At 39.4% G+C, this 16,823-nt stretch carries 20 protein-coding genes; 10 read left to right on the top strand and 10 right to left on the bottom strand.

The window, feature by feature from the left end; genetic code table 11:
• The first annotated feature begins 5 nt into the window (after window positions 1–5).
• Together ABKW31_RS19855 and ABKW31_RS19850 are read left to right on the top strand one after the other, a co-directional pair.
• The gene (locus tag ABKW31_RS19855; protein ID WP_348618334.1) at window positions 6–458 is read left to right on the top strand and encodes a RimK/LysX family protein; all 453 of its coding nucleotides are present in this window, start codon (window positions 6–8) and stop codon (window positions 456–458) included.
• Between the two features lie 22 nt (window positions 459–480).
• Entirely contained in the window at window positions 481–2,043 is a 1,563-nt protein-coding gene (locus tag ABKW31_RS19850) for a bifunctional GNAT family N-acetyltransferase/carbon-nitrogen hydrolase family protein (RefSeq protein WP_348618333.1), read from the top strand.
• Between the two features lie 137 nt (window positions 2,044–2,180).
• On the opposite strand, the gene ABKW31_RS19845 is transcribed toward ABKW31_RS19850, so the two are convergent.
• From ABKW31_RS19845 to ABKW31_RS19820, 6 genes are all read right to left on the bottom strand, one after another.
• On the bottom strand, window positions 2,181–2,402 hold the full coding sequence (locus ABKW31_RS19845; protein WP_348618332.1) for a helix-turn-helix transcriptional regulator: 222 nt from the start codon (window positions 2,400–2,402) through the stop codon (window positions 2,181–2,183).
• Window position 2,403: 1 nt separating this feature from the next.
• The gene (locus tag ABKW31_RS19840) at window positions 2,404–2,874 is read right to left on the bottom strand and encodes a hypothetical protein (RefSeq protein ID WP_348618331.1); all 471 of its coding nucleotides are present in this window, start codon (window positions 2,872–2,874) and stop codon (window positions 2,404–2,406) included.
• Between the two features lie 109 nt (window positions 2,875–2,983).
• Window positions 2,984–3,421, bottom strand: a complete 438-nt coding sequence (locus ABKW31_RS19835; RefSeq protein WP_348618330.1) for a nucleoside deaminase — start codon at window positions 3,419–3,421, stop codon at window positions 2,984–2,986.
• Window positions 3,422–3,509: 88 nt separating this feature from the next.
• On the bottom strand, window positions 3,510–4,607 hold the full coding sequence (locus ABKW31_RS19830) for an extracellular solute-binding protein (protein WP_348618329.1): 1,098 nt from the start codon (window positions 4,605–4,607) through the stop codon (window positions 3,510–3,512).
• Between the two features lie 216 nt (window positions 4,608–4,823).
• The gene (locus ABKW31_RS19825; RefSeq protein WP_348618328.1) at window positions 4,824–5,315 is read right to left on the bottom strand and encodes a GNAT family N-acetyltransferase; all 492 of its coding nucleotides are present in this window, start codon (window positions 5,313–5,315) and stop codon (window positions 4,824–4,826) included.
• Window positions 5,302–5,787: a helix-turn-helix domain-containing protein gene (locus ABKW31_RS19820; RefSeq protein WP_348618327.1), complete on the bottom strand. Its 486-nt coding sequence runs from the start codon at window positions 5,785–5,787 to the stop codon at window positions 5,302–5,304. The genes ABKW31_RS19825 and ABKW31_RS19820 overlap by 14 nt, the downstream gene beginning before the upstream one ends.
• A 184-nt stretch (window positions 5,788–5,971) precedes the next feature.
• Between ABKW31_RS19820 and ABKW31_RS19815 the strand changes: the two genes are divergently transcribed.
• The 5 genes from ABKW31_RS19815 to ABKW31_RS19795 all read left to right on the top strand — a co-directional run bounded on the left by ABKW31_RS19815 (window position 5,972) and on the right by ABKW31_RS19795 (window position 9,283).
• On the top strand, window positions 5,972–6,721 hold the full coding sequence (locus ABKW31_RS19815; RefSeq protein WP_348618326.1) for a phosphatase: 750 nt from the start codon (window positions 5,972–5,974) through the stop codon (window positions 6,719–6,721).
• A 168-nt stretch (window positions 6,722–6,889) separates the two neighbouring features.
• The gene (locus ABKW31_RS19810; protein ID WP_348618325.1) at window positions 6,890–7,060 is read left to right on the top strand and encodes a hypothetical protein; all 171 of its coding nucleotides are present in this window, start codon (window positions 6,890–6,892) and stop codon (window positions 7,058–7,060) included.
• 206 nt (window positions 7,061–7,266) lie between these two features.
• On the top strand, window positions 7,267–7,662 hold the full coding sequence (locus tag ABKW31_RS19805; RefSeq protein WP_348618324.1) for a DUF3718 domain-containing protein: 396 nt from the start codon (window positions 7,267–7,269) through the stop codon (window positions 7,660–7,662).
• Window positions 7,663–7,845: 183 nt separating this feature from the next.
• Window positions 7,846–8,247 carry a MerR family transcriptional regulator gene (locus ABKW31_RS19800; protein WP_348618323.1) on the top strand — a complete coding sequence of 134 codons (402 nt, stop codon included), beginning with the start codon at window positions 7,846–7,848 and terminating at the stop codon, window positions 8,245–8,247.
• Between the two features lies 1 nt (window position 8,248).
• The gene (locus ABKW31_RS19795) at window positions 8,249–9,283 is read left to right on the top strand and encodes an SO_0444 family Cu/Zn efflux transporter (RefSeq protein WP_348618322.1); all 1,035 of its coding nucleotides are present in this window, start codon (window positions 8,249–8,251) and stop codon (window positions 9,281–9,283) included.
• A 58-nt stretch (window positions 9,284–9,341) separates the two neighbouring features.
• Here the strand turns inward: ABKW31_RS19795 and ABKW31_RS19790 are convergent, their stop codons facing one another.
• The gene (locus ABKW31_RS19790) at window positions 9,342–10,175 is read right to left on the bottom strand and encodes a transporter substrate-binding domain-containing protein (RefSeq protein WP_348618321.1); all 834 of its coding nucleotides are present in this window, start codon (window positions 10,173–10,175) and stop codon (window positions 9,342–9,344) included.
• A 234-nt stretch (window positions 10,176–10,409) separates the two neighbouring features.
• Here ABKW31_RS19790 and ABKW31_RS19785 point away from each other — a divergent pair, with 234 nt between their 5' ends.
• Entirely contained in the window at window positions 10,410–11,192 is a 783-nt protein-coding gene (locus ABKW31_RS19785) for a RhlG family 3-oxoacyl-ACP reductase (protein WP_348618320.1), read from the top strand.
• Between the two features lie 281 nt (window positions 11,193–11,473).
• Complete coding sequence (locus ABKW31_RS19780; RefSeq protein WP_348618319.1) at window positions 11,474–12,250, top strand: transporter substrate-binding domain-containing protein; 777 nt, start codon at window positions 11,474–11,476, stop codon at window positions 12,248–12,250.
• A 160-nt stretch (window positions 12,251–12,410) separates the two neighbouring features.
• Here ABKW31_RS19780 and ABKW31_RS19775 read toward each other — a convergent pair whose 3' ends face one another.
• From ABKW31_RS19775 to ABKW31_RS19765, 3 genes are all read right to left on the bottom strand, one after another.
• On the bottom strand, window positions 12,411–12,896 hold the full coding sequence (locus ABKW31_RS19775; protein ID WP_348618318.1) for a cupin domain-containing protein: 486 nt from the start codon (window positions 12,894–12,896) through the stop codon (window positions 12,411–12,413).
• Window positions 12,897–13,079: 183 nt separating this feature from the next.
• Window positions 13,080–14,363: a pectin acetylesterase-family hydrolase gene (locus ABKW31_RS19770; RefSeq protein WP_348618317.1), complete on the bottom strand. Its 1,284-nt coding sequence runs from the start codon at window positions 14,361–14,363 to the stop codon at window positions 13,080–13,082.
• A 316-nt stretch (window positions 14,364–14,679) separates the two neighbouring features.
• Window positions 14,680–15,330: a hypothetical protein gene (locus ABKW31_RS19765; RefSeq protein WP_348618316.1), complete on the bottom strand. Its 651-nt coding sequence runs from the start codon at window positions 15,328–15,330 to the stop codon at window positions 14,680–14,682.
• A gap of 388 nt (window positions 15,331–15,718) precedes the next feature.
• Here ABKW31_RS19765 and ABKW31_RS19760 point away from each other — a divergent pair, with 388 nt between their 5' ends.
• Window positions 15,719–16,822, top strand: a complete 1,104-nt coding sequence (locus ABKW31_RS19760; protein ID WP_348618315.1) for a hypothetical protein — start codon at window positions 15,719–15,721, stop codon at window positions 16,820–16,822.
• Window position 16,823: the final 1 nt, after the last annotated feature.

The following is a 16,823-nucleotide window of genomic DNA, read 5'->3' as shown; positions in this document are numbered from 1 at the left end:
AAGTAATGAACGTACTCGGAAATAAACACATAGTAGGCTCGTTAGAGTTATGTGATCTACCCGAACTGAGCATCAATGATTTGAATGTAAGAGTTGATACAGGGGCAACAACCTCCTCCTTACATGTTGACAATATTGATGAGTTTGAGCGAGAAGGAGAGTCTTGGGTGAGTTTTGATATTCATCCTGATATCCATCAAGTCAGTAAAATTGTACGTAGAGAAATTAAAGTAGAAGCAATGCGCAACGTAAAGAGTTCAACAGCTACCCGCGAGAAGCGCTATGTCATTACCACTACAATTGTTATGGCGGATATGCAATGGCCCATTCAACTTACTTTAACTGACCGATCGGAAATGAATTATCTGATGTTGCTCGGCCGAGAAGCCATGCAAGGTCGCTTAGTGGTGGACCCTGAATTCGAATACCTATTAACCAAAAATAAAACCAATTCTTAAAAAATTCTGAGGAAAAATTGTAATGGAAAAAGAGAGTGAACAGGCTTCTCCAAAAGAAGAGTCACAACATAGTTTTGAACTCAGATATTTACAAATAGCCGATTATCCTGATGTCAAAGAGTTGATGGATGATGTCTACAAAAAAGTAGGTGGCGCATGGCCACAAAAAAAATATCAGGCCATGTTGAATATGTTTCCTACTGGGCAAATATGCATTGAAGATAAAGGTAAAGTCATCGCATGTGCATTTTCTGTGATCGTTGATTATGACAAGTTCGGTGATAAACACACCTATGATGAAATCACCGGTGATGCTTATTTATCTACACATGATCCCAAAGGGGATGTGTTGTATGGGGTTGATGTATTTGTATCTCCTGAGTATCGAGGCTTACGTGTAGGTCGTCGTTTATACGAGGGAAGGCGAGAGTTGTGTAAAAACTTAAACCTTAAGTCGATTATGGCTGGTGGACGTATTCCAAATTACCGTCAACACGCCAAAGATATGACCCCTTATGAATATATTGAAGCGGTGAAATCAAAAGATTTATTTGATCCAATTTTGACCTTCCAGTTATCAAACGGCTTCGAAGTTAAACAAATCCTCAAGGCTTACTTGCCTGAAGATAAAGATTCAATGGGTTATGCGACCTTACTGCAATGGCACAATATTTATTATGATCCAGAAGAGCAAAAGCTTTTTGGCGGTCATAGAAATACGGCCCGTATTGGTTGCGTACAATGGCAAATGCGTTACTTTGAAGATGTGCCTGCATTGTTGCAACAGGCTGAATATTTTGTTGATGCCTTGTCTGATTATAAATGTGACGTAGCCTTATTTCCGGAATTCTTCAATGCACCTTTGATGGGCATTAAGCCGGCTGATTCATCGATTGATGCGATATGGAATTTGGCGACTTACACCGATGAAATACTGACTGAAATGTCACGTTTAGCGGTATCGTACAACATCAATATTATTGCCGGTTCAATGCCAGTGATCGAAGATGATGAATTATTTAATGTGAGCTATTTGTGTCATCGAAGTGGCGCAATAGAGAGTCAATATAAGCTGCATCCAACTCCACATGAGAAACGTGATTGGATTATGCGTGGTGGTAATAAATTGCAAGCCTTTGACACCGACTTTGGCAAAATTGGCATATTGATTTGTTATGACGTTGAATTTCCTGAATTAGGAAGGTTGTTATCAGAGCAAGATATTAAAGTACTTTTTGTACCGTTCTGGACTGACACTAAAAATGGCTATTTACGGGTTCGTCGTTGTGCACAAGCGCGAGCAATCGAAAACGAATGTTATGTGGCGATTGCCGGTAGTGTGGGTAATTTACCGCAGGTAGATAATGTTGATATTCAGTATGGTCAATCAGCGGTATTTTCACCTTCAGACTTTGCTTTCTCACATGATGCTATCGTCTCTGAAACTACACCGAACACTGAAATGACCCTGATAGTTGATTTAGATTTTGATAAATTAACTCAACTTGAAAAAGAAGGATCAGTACGAAACTACCTAGACAGACGTCGTGATTTATATCGTGTCGAATGGATAGGTGATAAGTAAAGTAAATACTTACTTATTATATATATCAATAAAATTAAAGCCCATCTGAAGATGGGCTTTTTTATTACTCATTTACAAGCGTGTTAAGTGACATAGTTAAAAATTAAGTGTTAGTCACTACTAACATAGTTTTTAAACTACACTCTGCCCTTGTATTGAAAAACTTCTTCTAGCGACTGTCCAAAAACTTCAGCTATTTTAAAGGCAAGTTCTAAAGTTGGTGAATACTTACTTTTTTCGATAGACATGATCGTTTGGCGGGTCACACCGACCAATTCTGCCAGTTCTTGCTGGGTCATTTCATCAGCAAAAAAACGCAGTTCACGAATTTTATTCGTTATAGGTAATTCAGTTGCCATCTTAATAAGCTCTTCGATAAAAGAAAATTAATGCAGCAAAACGACTTACCTCAGCAAGAATAAAACTGAGTAACAATATATGGGCTGTTAGCAATGGAATTCGCCAAGAACTTTGACCTTCTTCAAATGACGGGTTGTATTCCAATATAACTATTCTGCCTAGCGTTAAAAACACGCCACACACTAAAACAGAGTATGCAATGCTAGTACTTCTATAATTAAACAACTTATCTCGCTCGTCATTACCCAGTGTTGCTTCACGATGATTAGATATCGCTAGCAAAGATTGAAATAGAATCTCGATCATGACAACGGCGGTAATTGTTTTAATCGATAATGCCAATGCAATATCTAAGGATTCATTCTCAGGCAGTTCAGCTAAACCAATAATATTATAAAAGTAATAGCCAAATACACTCACTGTACTCAGTAAAGATAGCCAAGTACTTTTCTCTTTTAACGACATATCCATAGCTAACCCTCATTAATTAAACTGAGAGCAATGTATTTTAATCTTAACTAAGTGTCAAATATAATTAACATTGTGTCTGCTTTGGTATTCTTTGAGTTAGCTTTGCTGATTATTCGCCGATGTCTTCATTCCATAGTTGCGGTTTAGCTTTAATAAATTCTTGCATGAGTTCGACACAAAGATGACTGTCTACTACCTGGACTTCTACTCCTCGAGATTTTAGCAAAACCTCCTCACCTAAGAAGCTTGTGTTTTCACCAATAATAACCTTCGGAATGCCGTATAGCAGGATGGCTCCAGAGCACATTGAACAGGGTGAGAGTGTTGTATATAGCACTGATTCTCTGTACACCGCAGCGCTTTGTCTACCGGCATTCTCAAGGGCGTCCATTTCACCATGCAATATGGGACTACCTTGTTGAATGCGACGATTGTGGCCACGACCGATTATTTTGCCATCGTGAACCAGAACCGAGCCAATCGGAATACCGCCCTCCGCTAAACCCAAAACAGCTTCATCAATCGCTGCCTGCATAAATTTATCCATTGGTTTTTTCCTTGATTTTTATAGGTAACTGTCAAAAACTGCTAGGATTTTAGCTTAACAGCCCAAGCCTTAATAGAGTTCCTTAAGCCTACTTAAATACTTCTAGTCTGATTTTTTCTAGCGCTAATAAGGTCTTATTAATATCGGGCTCGATTAAAAAAGCATCGATAACGGGCATCACTTTTTGTGCAAATTCACTTTGAGCATCTCGATCAAAAAATTGAGTAATGTCAGCAGCATTAGAAATAACATCAGAGGCTTGCTGAACTAAAACTGAGTTATTAATTTGTGCATATTTGTTGGGTGATATTATGCCTAAGGTTTGATTAAAGCGTTGTTGGTTTTCACTTTGTGCCGCAAAGTTTAAAAATATTTCTGCAAGCTTTTGGTCTTCATTTTTACTTGGAATAAGCAGTATATCTAGCGGCGCTTCTTCATAATAAAGGTTTTGCGGGCCAAAAGTAGGGAATTTAAAATAGCCTATTTGCACTGACTGGGCTTGAGGAAAATCTTGGATTGCGTAATTGCCAAACATGACCATCCCTATTCGACCTCTAAATAGAGGGGCAATACCTTGTTTCCAGTCATATTGCTGATGCTCTGCAATAAAATAGTCTGCTTGCACGATTGTTTGCAGTTGGGCAAAAACCTGTCTGACTTGGGGATCTAAAAAAGATTGTTTGCCAGCTAAGAGCTGCTGGTGATAGCTGAGGCCATTAATACGTAAATTTAGGTAATCAAACCAAGCGGTTGCCGACCAATTACTTTTTGTCCCTATAAAAATAGGCGGAATGTTATTGGCTTTGAGTTTGGCACAAACCGCCAGAAAATCTTCCCAAGTAGTGGGTTTGACTAAACCAAGTCGCTCAAAAACTGGAATGTTGTAATAAAAACCAATTTGATAATACGAAGTGGGTAGGGCATAGATTTTGTTTTGTCTAGAAATGCTTGAAATAACCGCAGGTTCAAAGGTTTCAAGCAGTTTATGTTGGTGGTAGAACCCACTAAGGTCAGCAACTTGTCCTTGCTGAATATATTCGTACAAGCGTTCACCGGCATGCCAATAGAGAACATCGTAATGGCCTTTGGCTAATAAAGTAGGGAATTTTTCTTTATAAATCTCACTGGTAAAGGCAGTGACTGACACACTAACATCGGGATGAGCCGCTTCAAAATCTGCGATCAAAGAGTAGTACGCAATCCTCTGGGCACTATTTGAAATGGATAGTCCAATTTTCAATTCTTTAGCAATACTAACCGTATTAAAAAGAAGAATAAGTACAGCAACAAAATAACGAATAACGTATTACCTTCGTTTACAACAACGCTTCACATTATATACCGTCGTCGAAACTGTCAAAACATTGTTTACTCGCTAAGCTTGCTTATTCATTGTTGGCGCCTATAACGAGGGTAAATACTTCATGGCTACATTGCATCTATCGTAAGCTTTTCCATATTTGTGCATGATACTTTTATCATGCACAAAGCCATTTTTTTGGTATAAGTGAATGGCCGCTTCGCAGCGACTGTTGGTTAACAAAAACAACTCTTTGGTGGCAATGTCTTTGGCTTGCAGAAGTATATGCTGTAGTAATAACTCACCTATCTTTAGCCCTCTTGCCTGGTCTAGCACCCCCATTTTTGTCAACTCAAAAATGCCTTCTGCCTTTTTATAGAGTGCGCCAGTTCCAATTACTCCAAGTTCAGGATGTTGGGCAAACCAAATGTGTCCTCCTGTAGAAATAATATACTTTTGTGGCTCACTTAATACTTGCATATCAATATCTTCCATCACAAACATGGCCTCAATCCATTGTTGATTAATGGATTTAAAGTGGTGAGCTAATTCTGGCGTAAAGCTGTGAAATACAATTGAGTTATGCTTGCTCATGAAAGGCCTCGAGAGTTCTTTGTTTTAATGATTTGCGTTTTAAGGCATTTTCGCACTTTATAATGGCCGCGTATAAATCACTCTGCTCTTCACGGCTGACCTCTTCGGCGGCTTGCTGCACCGCTTGCCAAATTGGTAACATGGTAACCACACTTTGCTGTCCGGTTTTAGTCAGCGTGATAAGTCTGCGTCTGGCGTCTTTAGGGCAAACAACAAAATCTATCAGTTTACGTTGAGTGAGTTGCTGGCAAAATTGTGTAACGGCAGGTTGCGATAAACCTAAAGAGTCTGCGGCTTCTACCACGCTTAATTGTTTTTGTTTATGCAATAACGCCAATAAGGTGAACCATTTCGGTTGTATATCTAAACCAAAATGTTGGTATATCTCAGATGCCTCTGAGCTAAACTTTTCACTCAAACGCTTCAGTCTGCTGCCTAAGGCTAACTCAGTGAGCTCGTCAAAAAAGTCCATGGATGATCCATAAATAACTGTATAAGTATTTATATAACTGCTTATGTTAATTGGCAAGTCTTTAACCAATAAACTGAAAGTTTGAGCAGATACATAATAAAATCTTAATTTAACTTAGTGGGTAAAACCTTGCTAAAGTATAGGCATTACTAGCTTGGTTAATTTTGAAAAGTAAGAGAACAATATGAAAATTTTAGTTGATACCCATGCCCACACAGTGGCGAGCACCCACGCTTATAGTACGGTTGCAGAATATTTCCAACAGGCAAAACTAAAGGGTTTAGAAATGTTTTCGATTACGGATCATGGACCGGAAATGCCAGATTCTCCTCACCCTTGGCACTTTGGTAATCGTCATGTTCTGCCTAGAATCATCGACGGGGTAGCGATGTTACGCGGCATAGAAGCGAACATTATGCCTGAACTGGGAGGATTGGATATTCCGGGTGGCCTGCATCCCTATTTGGATTTTGCCATTGCCAGTTTCCATGAGCCAGTATTTTCGCCTCGAGATAAAAAGGTACACACGGCTGCCGTGATAAAAACATTTGAGACCGGCAAATGCCAAATATTAGGTCATCCAGGTAATCCTAATTTCCCCATCGATTATAAAGAAGTCATTCGTGCCGCAAAAGACAACAATGTATTAATTGAAATTAATAACAGTTCATTTTCATATTCACGACAAGGTAGCGAACCGAATTGTTCCAAAATTTTAGAACTTGTTGATCAACTTGATTGGAAAGTCACGTTTGCCAGTGATGCCCACGTAGCTTATGACGTTGGTAATTGTGATCGATCAGTTGCCACTGCGGTAAAAATCGGTTTTCCGTATGAGCGAATTATCAATCGAAATGCTAGAAGCTTTTTAGCCTTTTTGGCGGAGCATGAAAAACCTGTCGCGTTAGAGCTGAATCATTGGCTCACTAATTAAATCTGTTTTAAATTTGCGACATATTTAACCTTGAATTTTTATAAAATAGTAATAATTCATAAAATATGTATATTAAACAGAGTGTTATGTAGTTGGCATAAGTTTGGCTATACACTTATTAAGTCTCAATTAGTCATTGAGAATAGTAAATTGCAGTTGGAGTAACTTATGTTTTTAATAATTAGTGGGATTGTCACTGTTTTTGTCTTGGCACTAATAAAACAAGTGGGTATAGCAAAAAAATTGGGTAATGGCTTGATTACCGCAATATGTTATGTGGGCGTTATGTTATTTATTGTGCTTACGTTTAGCCGTTCTTTTAGAAAATCCATTAAGTAAACGGCTTTAATAAAAACTAGACTGTCTTAGATTGAAGACAGTCTAACATGGACAAAAAACCAAGAATTTTGTCTAGTAAATGAGTCAAACTTTAAGTCACTTATTAATTTAAATACCTATGTATCGTTGTGGTTATTTTCTAATCAATTGAAAAGGCGTTAAATGCGCGAATTGAAATCAACCCCAATTAATTAGATAGGTATACCATGTTGAAACTCGTAAAAACCTCATTTGTAGTTAGTGCCATTTCTATCGCTTTTAGTGGTTTTGTGTATGCTGATATTAATGCCGATTTGCAGAATATATGCACCATAGTCAAGGCCGATGATAAAGACGAATTACGCAAAAAAATGAAAAAAGTTGAAAGTGACCATAAGCTAAAATTACAGGATTATTACTCAGGTATTTCTTGTGGTGGAGAGAGCTTAATACGCACTGCGATGTTAAGTAATGCAATAGAGTCTGGCACTTTAATGATCAAAAAAATGCCAAAGAATCAGTTAACCGCGCCCGAAGCCGATGGCAAAACCTTGAGTGACTGGGTTAGTGAAAAAGGCTTAACCAGTTCTCAGATTGCGGTTGAATTGAACGCAAGGATTTAGAAAATCTAAGCAACTACCTATTCTAATAAAAATGGCCTCCACTGTGAGGTCATTTTTTTGCCTAATTTTCAGTTTTTTCGCTTTATTAGTATTGCGTATTTGCGTTGAAAGCCGCTTGACCTTAGATGTTAGTCAAAGGTTTATCATGGCATCATTGTGCAAATAGTAGCAGAGGCTGAGTCAATGAAAATTAGTCAACTGGCAAAAAAAGTAGGAGTCAGTAGTCACACCCTACGCTATTACGAAAAGGTGGGCCTATTAATACCGTCAAAGCGCAATGTTAATGGTTATCGAGATTATAGCGAGGACGATGTATCAGCGCTTAAATTTATTCTTGCGTGTAAGGACAGTGGTTTTAGTTTGACTGAAACGCAGTCTTTATTAGCGATAAAAGATAATAAAGACCAGCATGCTTGCGCCGAAGCAAAATTAATCACTCAACTTAAAATAGCCGCAATATCACAACAGATAGTGCAATTAAAGAATATGCAACGCACCTTGGTAAATCTTGAAAAGTATTGCTCTGGCGGTAATAAAAGCGCAGAGTTTTGTTCCATTATTTCGGCTTTAGAGGGAGGCAAATAACATGTTTGTTGAAAACTTTGTGGCACTTTTCACTGAATCAGCGCCTTTTTTACTCTTAGGTATGTTGATTGCAGGTATCATTTATCAACTTGTTCCGCCTCAATGGATTGAAAAAGTGTTAGGCGAGCGAGGCTCAGTTTTTAGTGCTGCGATTATTGGTGCACCTCTACCATTGTGCTCATGTTCTGTTATTCCAGTGGCGATGGGGATTAGACGCAGTGGCGCAAGCAAAGCCAGCACCGCCAGTTTCTTAGTAGCAACGCCTGAAACGGGTGTTGATTCTATCGGCATTACGTATGCGTTAATGGGGCCTATTATGGCAATTAGTCGCCCTATTGCTGCTATTTTTTCAGCTATTACTACCGGATTAATGATCCAGTGGTTTGGTCGCACTGAGCTAAGTTCAGCCCTTAAAGCAGAGCCTAAAAGTAGCCAGTCCTGCTGTAGTAAGCAGACTGTGCCTGAGTCAAGTTGGTTTGAAAAAACTAAATCAGTCTTCATTTTTGGCTATGGCCAGTTGTTGCGTGATTTTATGGTGTGGTTATTAATTGGATTAATTTTTGCTGCAGCAGTGACCACCTTTGTACCTGAGGGAATGTTGGCCCAATACGGTCAAGGTGTTGTTGCCATGTTAGTGGTGGTGCTTATTTCTATCCCGATGTACGTTTGTGCCACGGCTTCAACACCCATAGCAGTTGGCTTATTGTTGTCGGGCATTACACCCGGCGCAGCCCTTGTTTTTATGTTAACTGGGCCGGCAACCAATATTGCAACCCTAATGATTATTAAAAAAGAGTTAGGCTCTAGAGAGTTAGTACTGTACCTAGTGAGTATTACGTTAAGTGCATTGGCCGCGGGTTTACTTTTAGATTTTCTGTTTACTTACTTTGACTGGCAACTGCAATTGGTTAACGGCCAACATGACGAGTTGATCAGTGGTCTCTATCAGGCAAGTGCAGTCATATTGGCAGGATTGATTCTGTTTCAAATGTATAAAAAATGGATGCCCAAAACCAAAGCCTGTTGTGAGCATTAAGTCTAGAAAATAATGATTAACTTAGCCCTATGCATATTAGGGCTAAGTAGAGGTTTATTTATCGTTTGTAGCGGCTGAGCAAGTCTGCATAAAAAGGACTCGATTTAACTTTAGTCAGAGCTGCGTCAAAGCGCTGTAAAGTCTCAGTTGAGACGGTATTTTTACTGAACATCACATGGGCATCACCGGTATTGATTGTTATCCCTTGGGGCACAATATAATTGCCAAGCGCTTTACGCCGCAAGATAGACGCACCAACAAAGCTGTCTTCTAAGTAGGCGTCAATATCTCGGTCAAGCAAGCGGGCCACATTTACCTCGCCTATGATAGCGCTGACAAAGTTCTTATTAGTGGCACTGCCATCTCTTAACATCGAAACTTCGGGCCCATAAAAGTAGTCTTCAACCACTCCTATCATTTTGTCTTGCTCTATAAAGGCTGAAACACTTTTTATCTCAGTGAGTTGCTTGTCTTCTTTACGAATGTATAAAGAATACTCTTCCATGCGGTAAGGCAGGCTAAATAGGGCAAACTCTTCTCTGGCTGGAGTTTTTGATGCACCCAATAACATATCTACATTGCCGTCTTTAAGGTCATTCAGCAGTGAAACCCAAGTGCCCGCTTTAAATTCAACGACACATGAGATTTCTTGGAGAACGGCATTAGCTAATTCGACATCAAGACCGGTTACTCTGTCTCCCACATCAATATATTGATAAGGCTCCCATGCATCAAAACCTAATACCAACTTACAATCAGGTGCTTGGGGGCTTTCTGCAACTGCAGGGGTAAGAGGGATAGGCTCGTCATTTACGCTGTTATTACTGTTGGGTTTGCAATTAAGCAACATTAAAATACTAGAACAAACAATTATCAGGCGGATTGTTTTCATTGTTATGCTTCCTCGTTGAATTGTTTCTAAGTTTAAGACACATTCTAAATTTTGCGAGAAAGTAAATTAATTGTTAATTTTATGTGTTTTTTTTCGCCAAAAATAAAAGGCAAATTGAGTAAAATAAATATTTATGCACTCTATAAGTGTCGTAGGGGCCGAAATATCATTTTAATAAATAGAGCAGGCGCTCGCTTCTTTGTTAGGCTGATTGCCTAACTAGGAGAGTGTAAGATGTTTGACAAGCTATTTTCAATGCAAGGCAAAGTATGTGTGGTTACCGGTGGTTCACGCGGTTTAGGTGCTTATATTGCGCAAGGCTTTTTAGAGGCGGGGGCTAAGCGTGTTTACATTACTGCTCGTAAGGCTGAAGCTTGTTTCGCTGCAGCCACTGAGTTGAGTAAATACGGTGAATGTATTGCTTTGCCAGGTGATGTCGGAACAAGCGAAGGCTTAATGCAATTAGTCCAAGCCCTGCAGAAGCAGGAAAATCATCTTGATGTCTTGGTCAATAATGCAGGTACTGCTTGGGGCGCACCTTTTGGTCAGTTTCCGGAGAAAGGTTGGGATAAGGTGATGGATCTAAATGTAAAAAGTCCCTTCTTTCTGACTCAAGCACTTATGCCATTGTTAGCTAAAAATGCCACTGCTGAACAGAGTGCCAGTGTAATAAATATTGGTTCTATTGCTGGTATTGTAGGTAACGGTTTAGATAATTTTAGTTATGCCATTTCCAAAACAGCGATCCACCAAGCCACTCGAATATTGGCAACTGAATTAGCTGCGCAGCATATACGGGTTAATGCAATCGCCCCCGGTCGTTTTTATTCCAAAATGACCGAGTTTTTGAGTGACGATGAAGCCGCATTTCAACAAGAATTGCAAACGATTCCGATGCGCCGTTGGGGCAAGGCTGATGATATTGCGGGTGTTGCAATCATGTTGGCTAGTAGGGCAGGAGGATTTATTACAGGACAAATTATCCCAGTAGATGGCGGTACGACTCTGGTTAATTAAAAATATTAAATTGTATTATATTCAAGGCCTTGCAGCTTTGCATTTCAATATCCAGAATTTAGAAACTGGTAAAATAATGAGGCGGCAACAAACGCTGTTTCATTTTAGAAGATGTTTAACTAACAATCACTGTGTTATAACTTATTTTTGTGGTGTTAATCGTCACAATGCAAACCCTTATTTCAATTTTCTCATCGGTAAATAGAGGCGCTAATTTACAAACAATTAGCATGGGAAATTGTTGAGAACTCAAGTAAATACTTTGAATAGGTATAACAATCGTGAAAGATGTTTTTCCAGTGTTATTGGGTTTAGTTTTAAGCTGTTTAGCTTTTTTTGCTAAGGCTAATAGCAATACTCATTTAACGATTGTTACTGAGCATTTAGCCCCATTTCAGATTGTTGATAAAGACTCTATTAGTGGGTTTTCTACCGAAATTGTAAAAGCAACACTCGAGGCAGCAGATTATCCATATACTTTGGATGTTCATCCTTGGTCGATTGCCTATAAAAGGGCAACTGAAGAGAGCAACACTTGTATATATTCGTTAGTAAGAATGCCACTACGTGAAGCAAAATTTCAATGGATAGGCCACATTGTTAGTGGCACCAGTTCGTTTTATGGCTTGAAGAGTCGCAAAGATATAACCATTACAAGTGTTGAAGATGCCAAGCGTTTCAGAACGGCCGTTATACAGGACGATATTACTCACCAATTTTTGCTCTCAAAAGGTTTCACTGAAAATCAAAACTTGTACGCCAGCAGTAATTATGTTGCTCTGCTCCAATTGCTCGAAGTGCCTAGTCGAAATATCGATTTAGTTATTATTAATGATGACCTTATTTACTATCGCTCAGGTCGGGCAGAAGACCTGAGTAAATATACTAATTTATATAATATCAACGAGTTAAAACTCGATTTTCATTTGGCTTGTAGTCTTAATACCGATGAGGATATTGTGGCTAAATTAAGGGCGACGATGAAAAACTTAGAAGATGATTTAAGCTTAAGTAAGATCAGAGCAAAATGGCGACCAAAGCTGAAAAGTGGCCTGTAGTCCGCAGCTAGGTGCTAAGTAGTTGGGTTGATGATTCTTGCACAAACGTTTTTTGATTAACACGAGCTGGTATAATGTGTACCTCAGAGTAAGTACTGTTTCGATTTGGGCTAAACCGAGTATTAAGGTATCAAACTAGCCAAAAAATGAGCTAACTTGTCTAGGGTTGAGGCTGTGTTGCGCGCTCAAACTCTAACAATTCAGGTGCCCATGCAGGTACACAAGTCACCACTAACATCAGGCTTTGTTGACCATTGTTGAGAATGTTGTGCCACTGATGTGGCTTTATAACCACGGTATCGCCAGCTTTTATTTGTTGTTTTACGTCTTCTACCATCATCAATCCGCTGCCAGAAATAACATGATATACCTCTTCCATAATATGATGGTGAGGCACAACTTCGACGCCAATCGGAATTTTGATTTCGGCGATACTCATTCCTTCTACCGACGAATTACGTGGACTCACAATCTCGCGAGCCACAGCCTTATCTTCTGCTTCATACCAAGGTTGTTCATCAAGATGAACCACTTCAAAGGGAATGGTATTAACCGGAGTCATTAACTGTGGTGATTGCTCAGCCCAAGCAACTGATAGAGCCAAGCTACCTAAGGTGAAAAGACTTAATTGATAAAAAATTTTCATTGCGACCGCTACTTTATATTGGCAGTAATAGAGTTATAACCTACATTATTTTTAAGGTAAATTACTAGATGTAATAGCGTCATATTTGCAAATATTAAGCAGTCATATGGTGCCTGATAAGCCCTAAGTGCTCGATGAGCCCTTAGGGCTGTTACATATGAATCTAATTCGAACTTAGTTTACTTAGTCAGAATATTTTACACTTTGTTGACGAAACTTACGTGAAGAGACAAAGCGATCCAACCAGTGAGTAAACTTAACTCCTTCAGCGCTTTGTTCTTGGTAAAACGGATGAGGTATCTCATCGGTAGCAAAGGCATCTGTCAACACAGTATGAATATTGCCGCTACCAATATAATACTGATAGTTGCTGCTTGTCGCAGACAAGTAATCTACCGAGCCTAACATTCTGGCATTCCATTCATAAAAATATAAAAAGTCAGCTTCAGTTAAACCCCAAGTGAATGGGTTACCGTTACCTTGGTCGTTTTGGTCCATAATTTTCAAAAACTGCACTTGGACTGCATCAAATGCAGTGGTGTATTGGGCAAAGCGACTTGCAGGATAGGCTTCACTGAGTCTTGCAAATATCTCGGCATTAAACCCCAATGCGGTATAGGTTGTTAATGCGTCATTAAACAGCAAGGGAAGGGTTGATTCGACATTCCAAACTTGTTCAAAATTGAATACGCTATCAATAAAACCTTGAGTGACTATCGCTTCAGATGCATCAGCAAGTAGATAAGTTTTAGCTTTAGGAAAAGCGGCTTGCAGGTATGGAAAATTTAATGTCGCCCCATAACCGCCGGCGCTTGAGCCGGTGACTAATAATTTTTTAATTTTATGCGATTTTTTATTGTCATATTCATTTTTCAACCACTCTCTGACTGCCATGAAATTATCAAAACCACGATGTTTTACGGTGACCGGCGTGCCTGAAAAACCAGTAATTGAGCCGTCGGTATCGATATAAGTGGTATCGCTCGAACCCACATGAATGTCGCCCGTGCAATAGGGAATGAACACCTTACTCCAGTCTTTAAATGGGTTGGCCTTTTCATCCTCCGCAAAAATCCCCCCTGCATTTTCAGGTGAGTTTTCGGCTAATATTGATGGATTATAGGTTGGTCGTTGACCAGGGATACTGGCTAAACTCAAAGATGCAACACAGGTAGCATCATTCCAGCATGCACCACCGCCATTAAAATAGACCACCACATTTTTACTTTTTCCTTGTTTAAAATAAAAGTGAAATGAATTGTCTAGTAGCTCGTCGGTTAGCGGGTTCACGACGGTATCAAACGCACAGCTAGGGCTAATTGTTTTGATTGATCCTTGCTCGTCAACTATCTCTATTTGCTTATCTACCTCTATAGTTTGCCAATTAGTGTTGTTGTTAGAGGAGTGAGCAAAGGCGTAGGGAGAGTTAATGAGCATAAGTGTGCTCAGTAAAATCATCTTATTCATTGAGATATCCATATAGTAGTTTAAGGTCTCAGAATTTCTTATTACCTAGGGTAATTAAGAGGTTCGTCTGTTTTGATTCTGGTGTTGAGATAACAGCAAGGTTACAGCGCCTTATAACTCTATTTGCATACTACCTTAGTTACTTTTGTTGATGGTATTTTTTTTATCCTAGTCTTGATTTTTATGCTTGTCGTAATCGGCAGGTTGAAGCTCAAGTACAAAATATTAGCAGTGGGGATAATAAGCGATAGCGCTGTATTTACCCTTTAGTGGGCGACAGAAATTATCTATGCAGCATACTTATCTTCTAGCGTCTTTATTTAGCACTTTTGCCTAGGTTTTCAGGGGTATCTTTAGGCGCAGAGGGGTCTTGTCCTGCTTGCTCATTGCCATATTTACCTTTGGCGCCGGTAGACGATTGGCCAAACTTATCTAAAAAGGCTTTTACATGATGAGTGCCTAAACCGCCTGCAAACGCGATGAGCCATTCAGCATAGGGGGTGAGTGTAATAGGCATGTCTTTTATGTTTTCTAGGGAGCCAGAAGTGACGATCACTAGCCCGGTTTTTAAGGCGAAAAATAAAATAACACCAGTCAGCCCGCCGCCCACTATTTGCATAATATAGCCTAAAAAATCGATGGCCATGGGCGCGTGAGTAATGGCTTTGTTGCGATGATACTGATTGAATTCTTTAGCAATAAAAATATGACAGTGCATGGCTCCACCCAGAAGGCCTAAACAAAACAACTGCTTTAAAAATAAAATCGTAATGATATTTTGATTTTTTTCAGCAAGAGAGTGAGCTGCAACGGCTTGATCTAGCAAATTTAAAAACCAGCTTAGGCCAATATAATAAGCGCTAAGAATCACCAATAAAGACAGTACAAAATGAATCTGCCCCCATCGCCAATGGCGTGAGTCAGGATCACCTTTAATAGTAGGTTTAGCAACGATGGGTTCAGCCATAAGGCTATCCTTAGCTAGTTTTGTGTTTTAGCAAGTATTGCACTGATTATTAAAAATACAATTTCTCGATACTGGCTAATATTGAGTGGTGTACGCGGTTTGTTTGCTTCCCATGCATAATGCGCAAAATCACTATGTTCAGAAATTTTTAATACACTTTTAGCTCATAAGTGTCGGTTTTTTTTACACTTTTCAAAATTGGTTCTTAACGGTAAGATATAACTGATTGTAATATAACAATAAAAAATAAATGGCTTGAATTTTGCGCATTTTTTAACCTATCACAAGTGAGTCTTAAACTCAGTGTTGTGATTCACACTTACCGCAGTTTTGTTTCGCAAATGGCAAGTGCCTTCATCTGATTTATAGTAAACATCAAGGAATGGCTATGTCCCGTAAACTACTTATTTTCACCTTACTTTTGTTAACGCAGTTTTTATACATCCAAGTCGTTGAGGCGGGTCTAATTAGGACGAGCGGTCGAGGGGGCTATAGTAGTAATTTTGATGAAGGCTACTATTACGTTGATAATCAATACCTCAACGAATTTGGCAGAATTAAAGAATCGGCTTATGAAGATCAATTTTTTACCAAGAGTATTCTTCGTGCCGTAGGGGGTGGTGGCAGAGGTTTAGGCTCAGTACCTAATACATGTATTAACGGTTATACCGATGATGACCTTGATAACTTAGCTTATGAAATTGCCTATTGGGATACCGAGTTGAGCTATGGGCGCATTACTCAGGAAGAATATGATACCGCGGTAGCGGCGGAGAATTTTAAGATTTATGGCGAACCCTGCGTGTGGGAATTCACTGAAGGTGAGTCTTTGTCAATGTTTGGCTTTTTCAGCCTATATTTTGGCATACCAGATGTAGTGTACGACGTAGATTGGTCTATTAGTGGTCAGCCTACTTTACCTGGTGAGGTTAATACCTTGGGTGATTTAGCCACCATAGATGGTGCCATTTTGGATGGCTGGGTTACATTAAATGCTGATGTCGACTTAGCTGCGGGTGATTACGATGTTTTTGTATCGGTTGGTATCACTACGCCAAACGGTAAAATATTTTACGATCGAAATAAACCCAATGATAAGGTAAATCTGCAACGTATATGCGATTTAAACCCCGCCTTCGATGTTTATCAAGCGGCACTGAGTCTATTTCAACAATATCAAAATGCTGTTGACGATTATTATTATTATAATGATCCAGTGAATTACCCCTATCCAACTGGCCCAGTGCCACCTGACCCCGGTTCAGTCGCGCCTCCAGATGAGATATGCGGCTATGACAGTCTTGACTCATCGTATAACGTTATTAATGCGCCGATGTTTTTTTATTCTGAAGACGAACAACTTAGAATATTACCAGCCAATGTTGATCCTAATTCTCCGACTACTGATGTGAGTGCCCCTGCTTCAATTGGTTTGTTGTTACTAGGCTGGGTAGGCCTTATCTTGAGACGACAAACAAAGATAGAGAAATAAA

This window comes from Paraglaciecola sp. 25GB23A, from assembly GCF_040012495.1.
Taxonomy (GTDB): Bacteria; Pseudomonadota; Gammaproteobacteria; order Enterobacterales; family Alteromonadaceae; genus Paraglaciecola.
Note: the sequence above shows the minus strand (reverse complement) of the source record. Positions and strands in the feature narration are given on the sequence as shown.

What these genes read in the sequence shown, in the direction of transcription:
- ABKW31_RS19835 (WP_348618330.1), bottom strand. Translation starts at nt 3,421, where the DNA reads ATGGATAAATTTATGCAGGCAGCGATTGATGAAGCTGTTTTGGGTTTA.
- ABKW31_RS19795 (WP_348618322.1), top strand. Translation starts at nt 8,249, where the DNA reads ATGTTTGTTGAAAACTTTGTGGCACTTTTCACTGAATCAGCGCCTTTT.
- ABKW31_RS19765 (WP_348618316.1), bottom strand. Translation starts at nt 15,330, where the DNA reads ATGGCTGAACCCATCGTTGCTAAACCTACTATTAAAGGTGATCCTGAC.
- ABKW31_RS19800 (WP_348618323.1), top strand. Translation starts at nt 7,846, where the DNA reads ATGAAAATTAGTCAACTGGCAAAAAAAGTAGGAGTCAGTAGTCACACC.
- ABKW31_RS19850 (WP_348618333.1), top strand. Translation starts at nt 481, where the DNA reads ATGGAAAAAGAGAGTGAACAGGCTTCTCCAAAAGAAGAGTCACAACAT.
- ABKW31_RS19775 (WP_348618318.1), bottom strand. Translation starts at nt 12,896, where the DNA reads ATGAAAATTTTTTATCAATTAAGTCTTTTCACCTTAGGTAGCTTGGCT.
- ABKW31_RS19810 (WP_348618325.1), top strand. Translation starts at nt 6,890, where the DNA reads ATGTTTTTAATAATTAGTGGGATTGTCACTGTTTTTGTCTTGGCACTA.
- ABKW31_RS19770 (WP_348618317.1), bottom strand. Translation starts at nt 14,363, where the DNA reads ATGAATAAGATGATTTTACTGAGCACACTTATGCTCATTAACTCTCCC.
- ABKW31_RS19845 (WP_348618332.1), bottom strand. Translation starts at nt 2,402, where the DNA reads ATGGCAACTGAATTACCTATAACGAATAAAATTCGTGAACTGCGTTTT.
- ABKW31_RS19790 (WP_348618321.1), bottom strand. Translation starts at nt 10,175, where the DNA reads ATGAAAACAATCCGCCTGATAATTGTTTGTTCTAGTATTTTAATGTTG.
- ABKW31_RS19760 (WP_348618315.1), top strand. Translation starts at nt 15,719, where the DNA reads ATGTCCCGTAAACTACTTATTTTCACCTTACTTTTGTTAACGCAGTTT.
- ABKW31_RS19840 (WP_348618331.1), bottom strand. Translation starts at nt 2,874, where the DNA reads ATGGATATGTCGTTAAAAGAGAAAAGTACTTGGCTATCTTTACTGAGT.
- ABKW31_RS19820 (WP_348618327.1), bottom strand. Translation starts at nt 5,787, where the DNA reads ATGGACTTTTTTGACGAGCTCACTGAGTTAGCCTTAGGCAGCAGACTG.
- ABKW31_RS19785 (WP_348618320.1), top strand. Translation starts at nt 10,410, where the DNA reads ATGTTTGACAAGCTATTTTCAATGCAAGGCAAAGTATGTGTGGTTACC.
- ABKW31_RS19815 (WP_348618326.1), top strand. Translation starts at nt 5,972, where the DNA reads ATGAAAATTTTAGTTGATACCCATGCCCACACAGTGGCGAGCACCCAC.
- ABKW31_RS19825 (WP_348618328.1), bottom strand. Translation starts at nt 5,315, where the DNA reads ATGAGCAAGCATAACTCAATTGTATTTCACAGCTTTACGCCAGAATTA.
- ABKW31_RS19855 (WP_348618334.1), top strand. Translation starts at nt 6, where the DNA reads ATGAACGTACTCGGAAATAAACACATAGTAGGCTCGTTAGAGTTATGT.
- ABKW31_RS19805 (WP_348618324.1), top strand. Translation starts at nt 7,267, where the DNA reads ATGTTGAAACTCGTAAAAACCTCATTTGTAGTTAGTGCCATTTCTATC.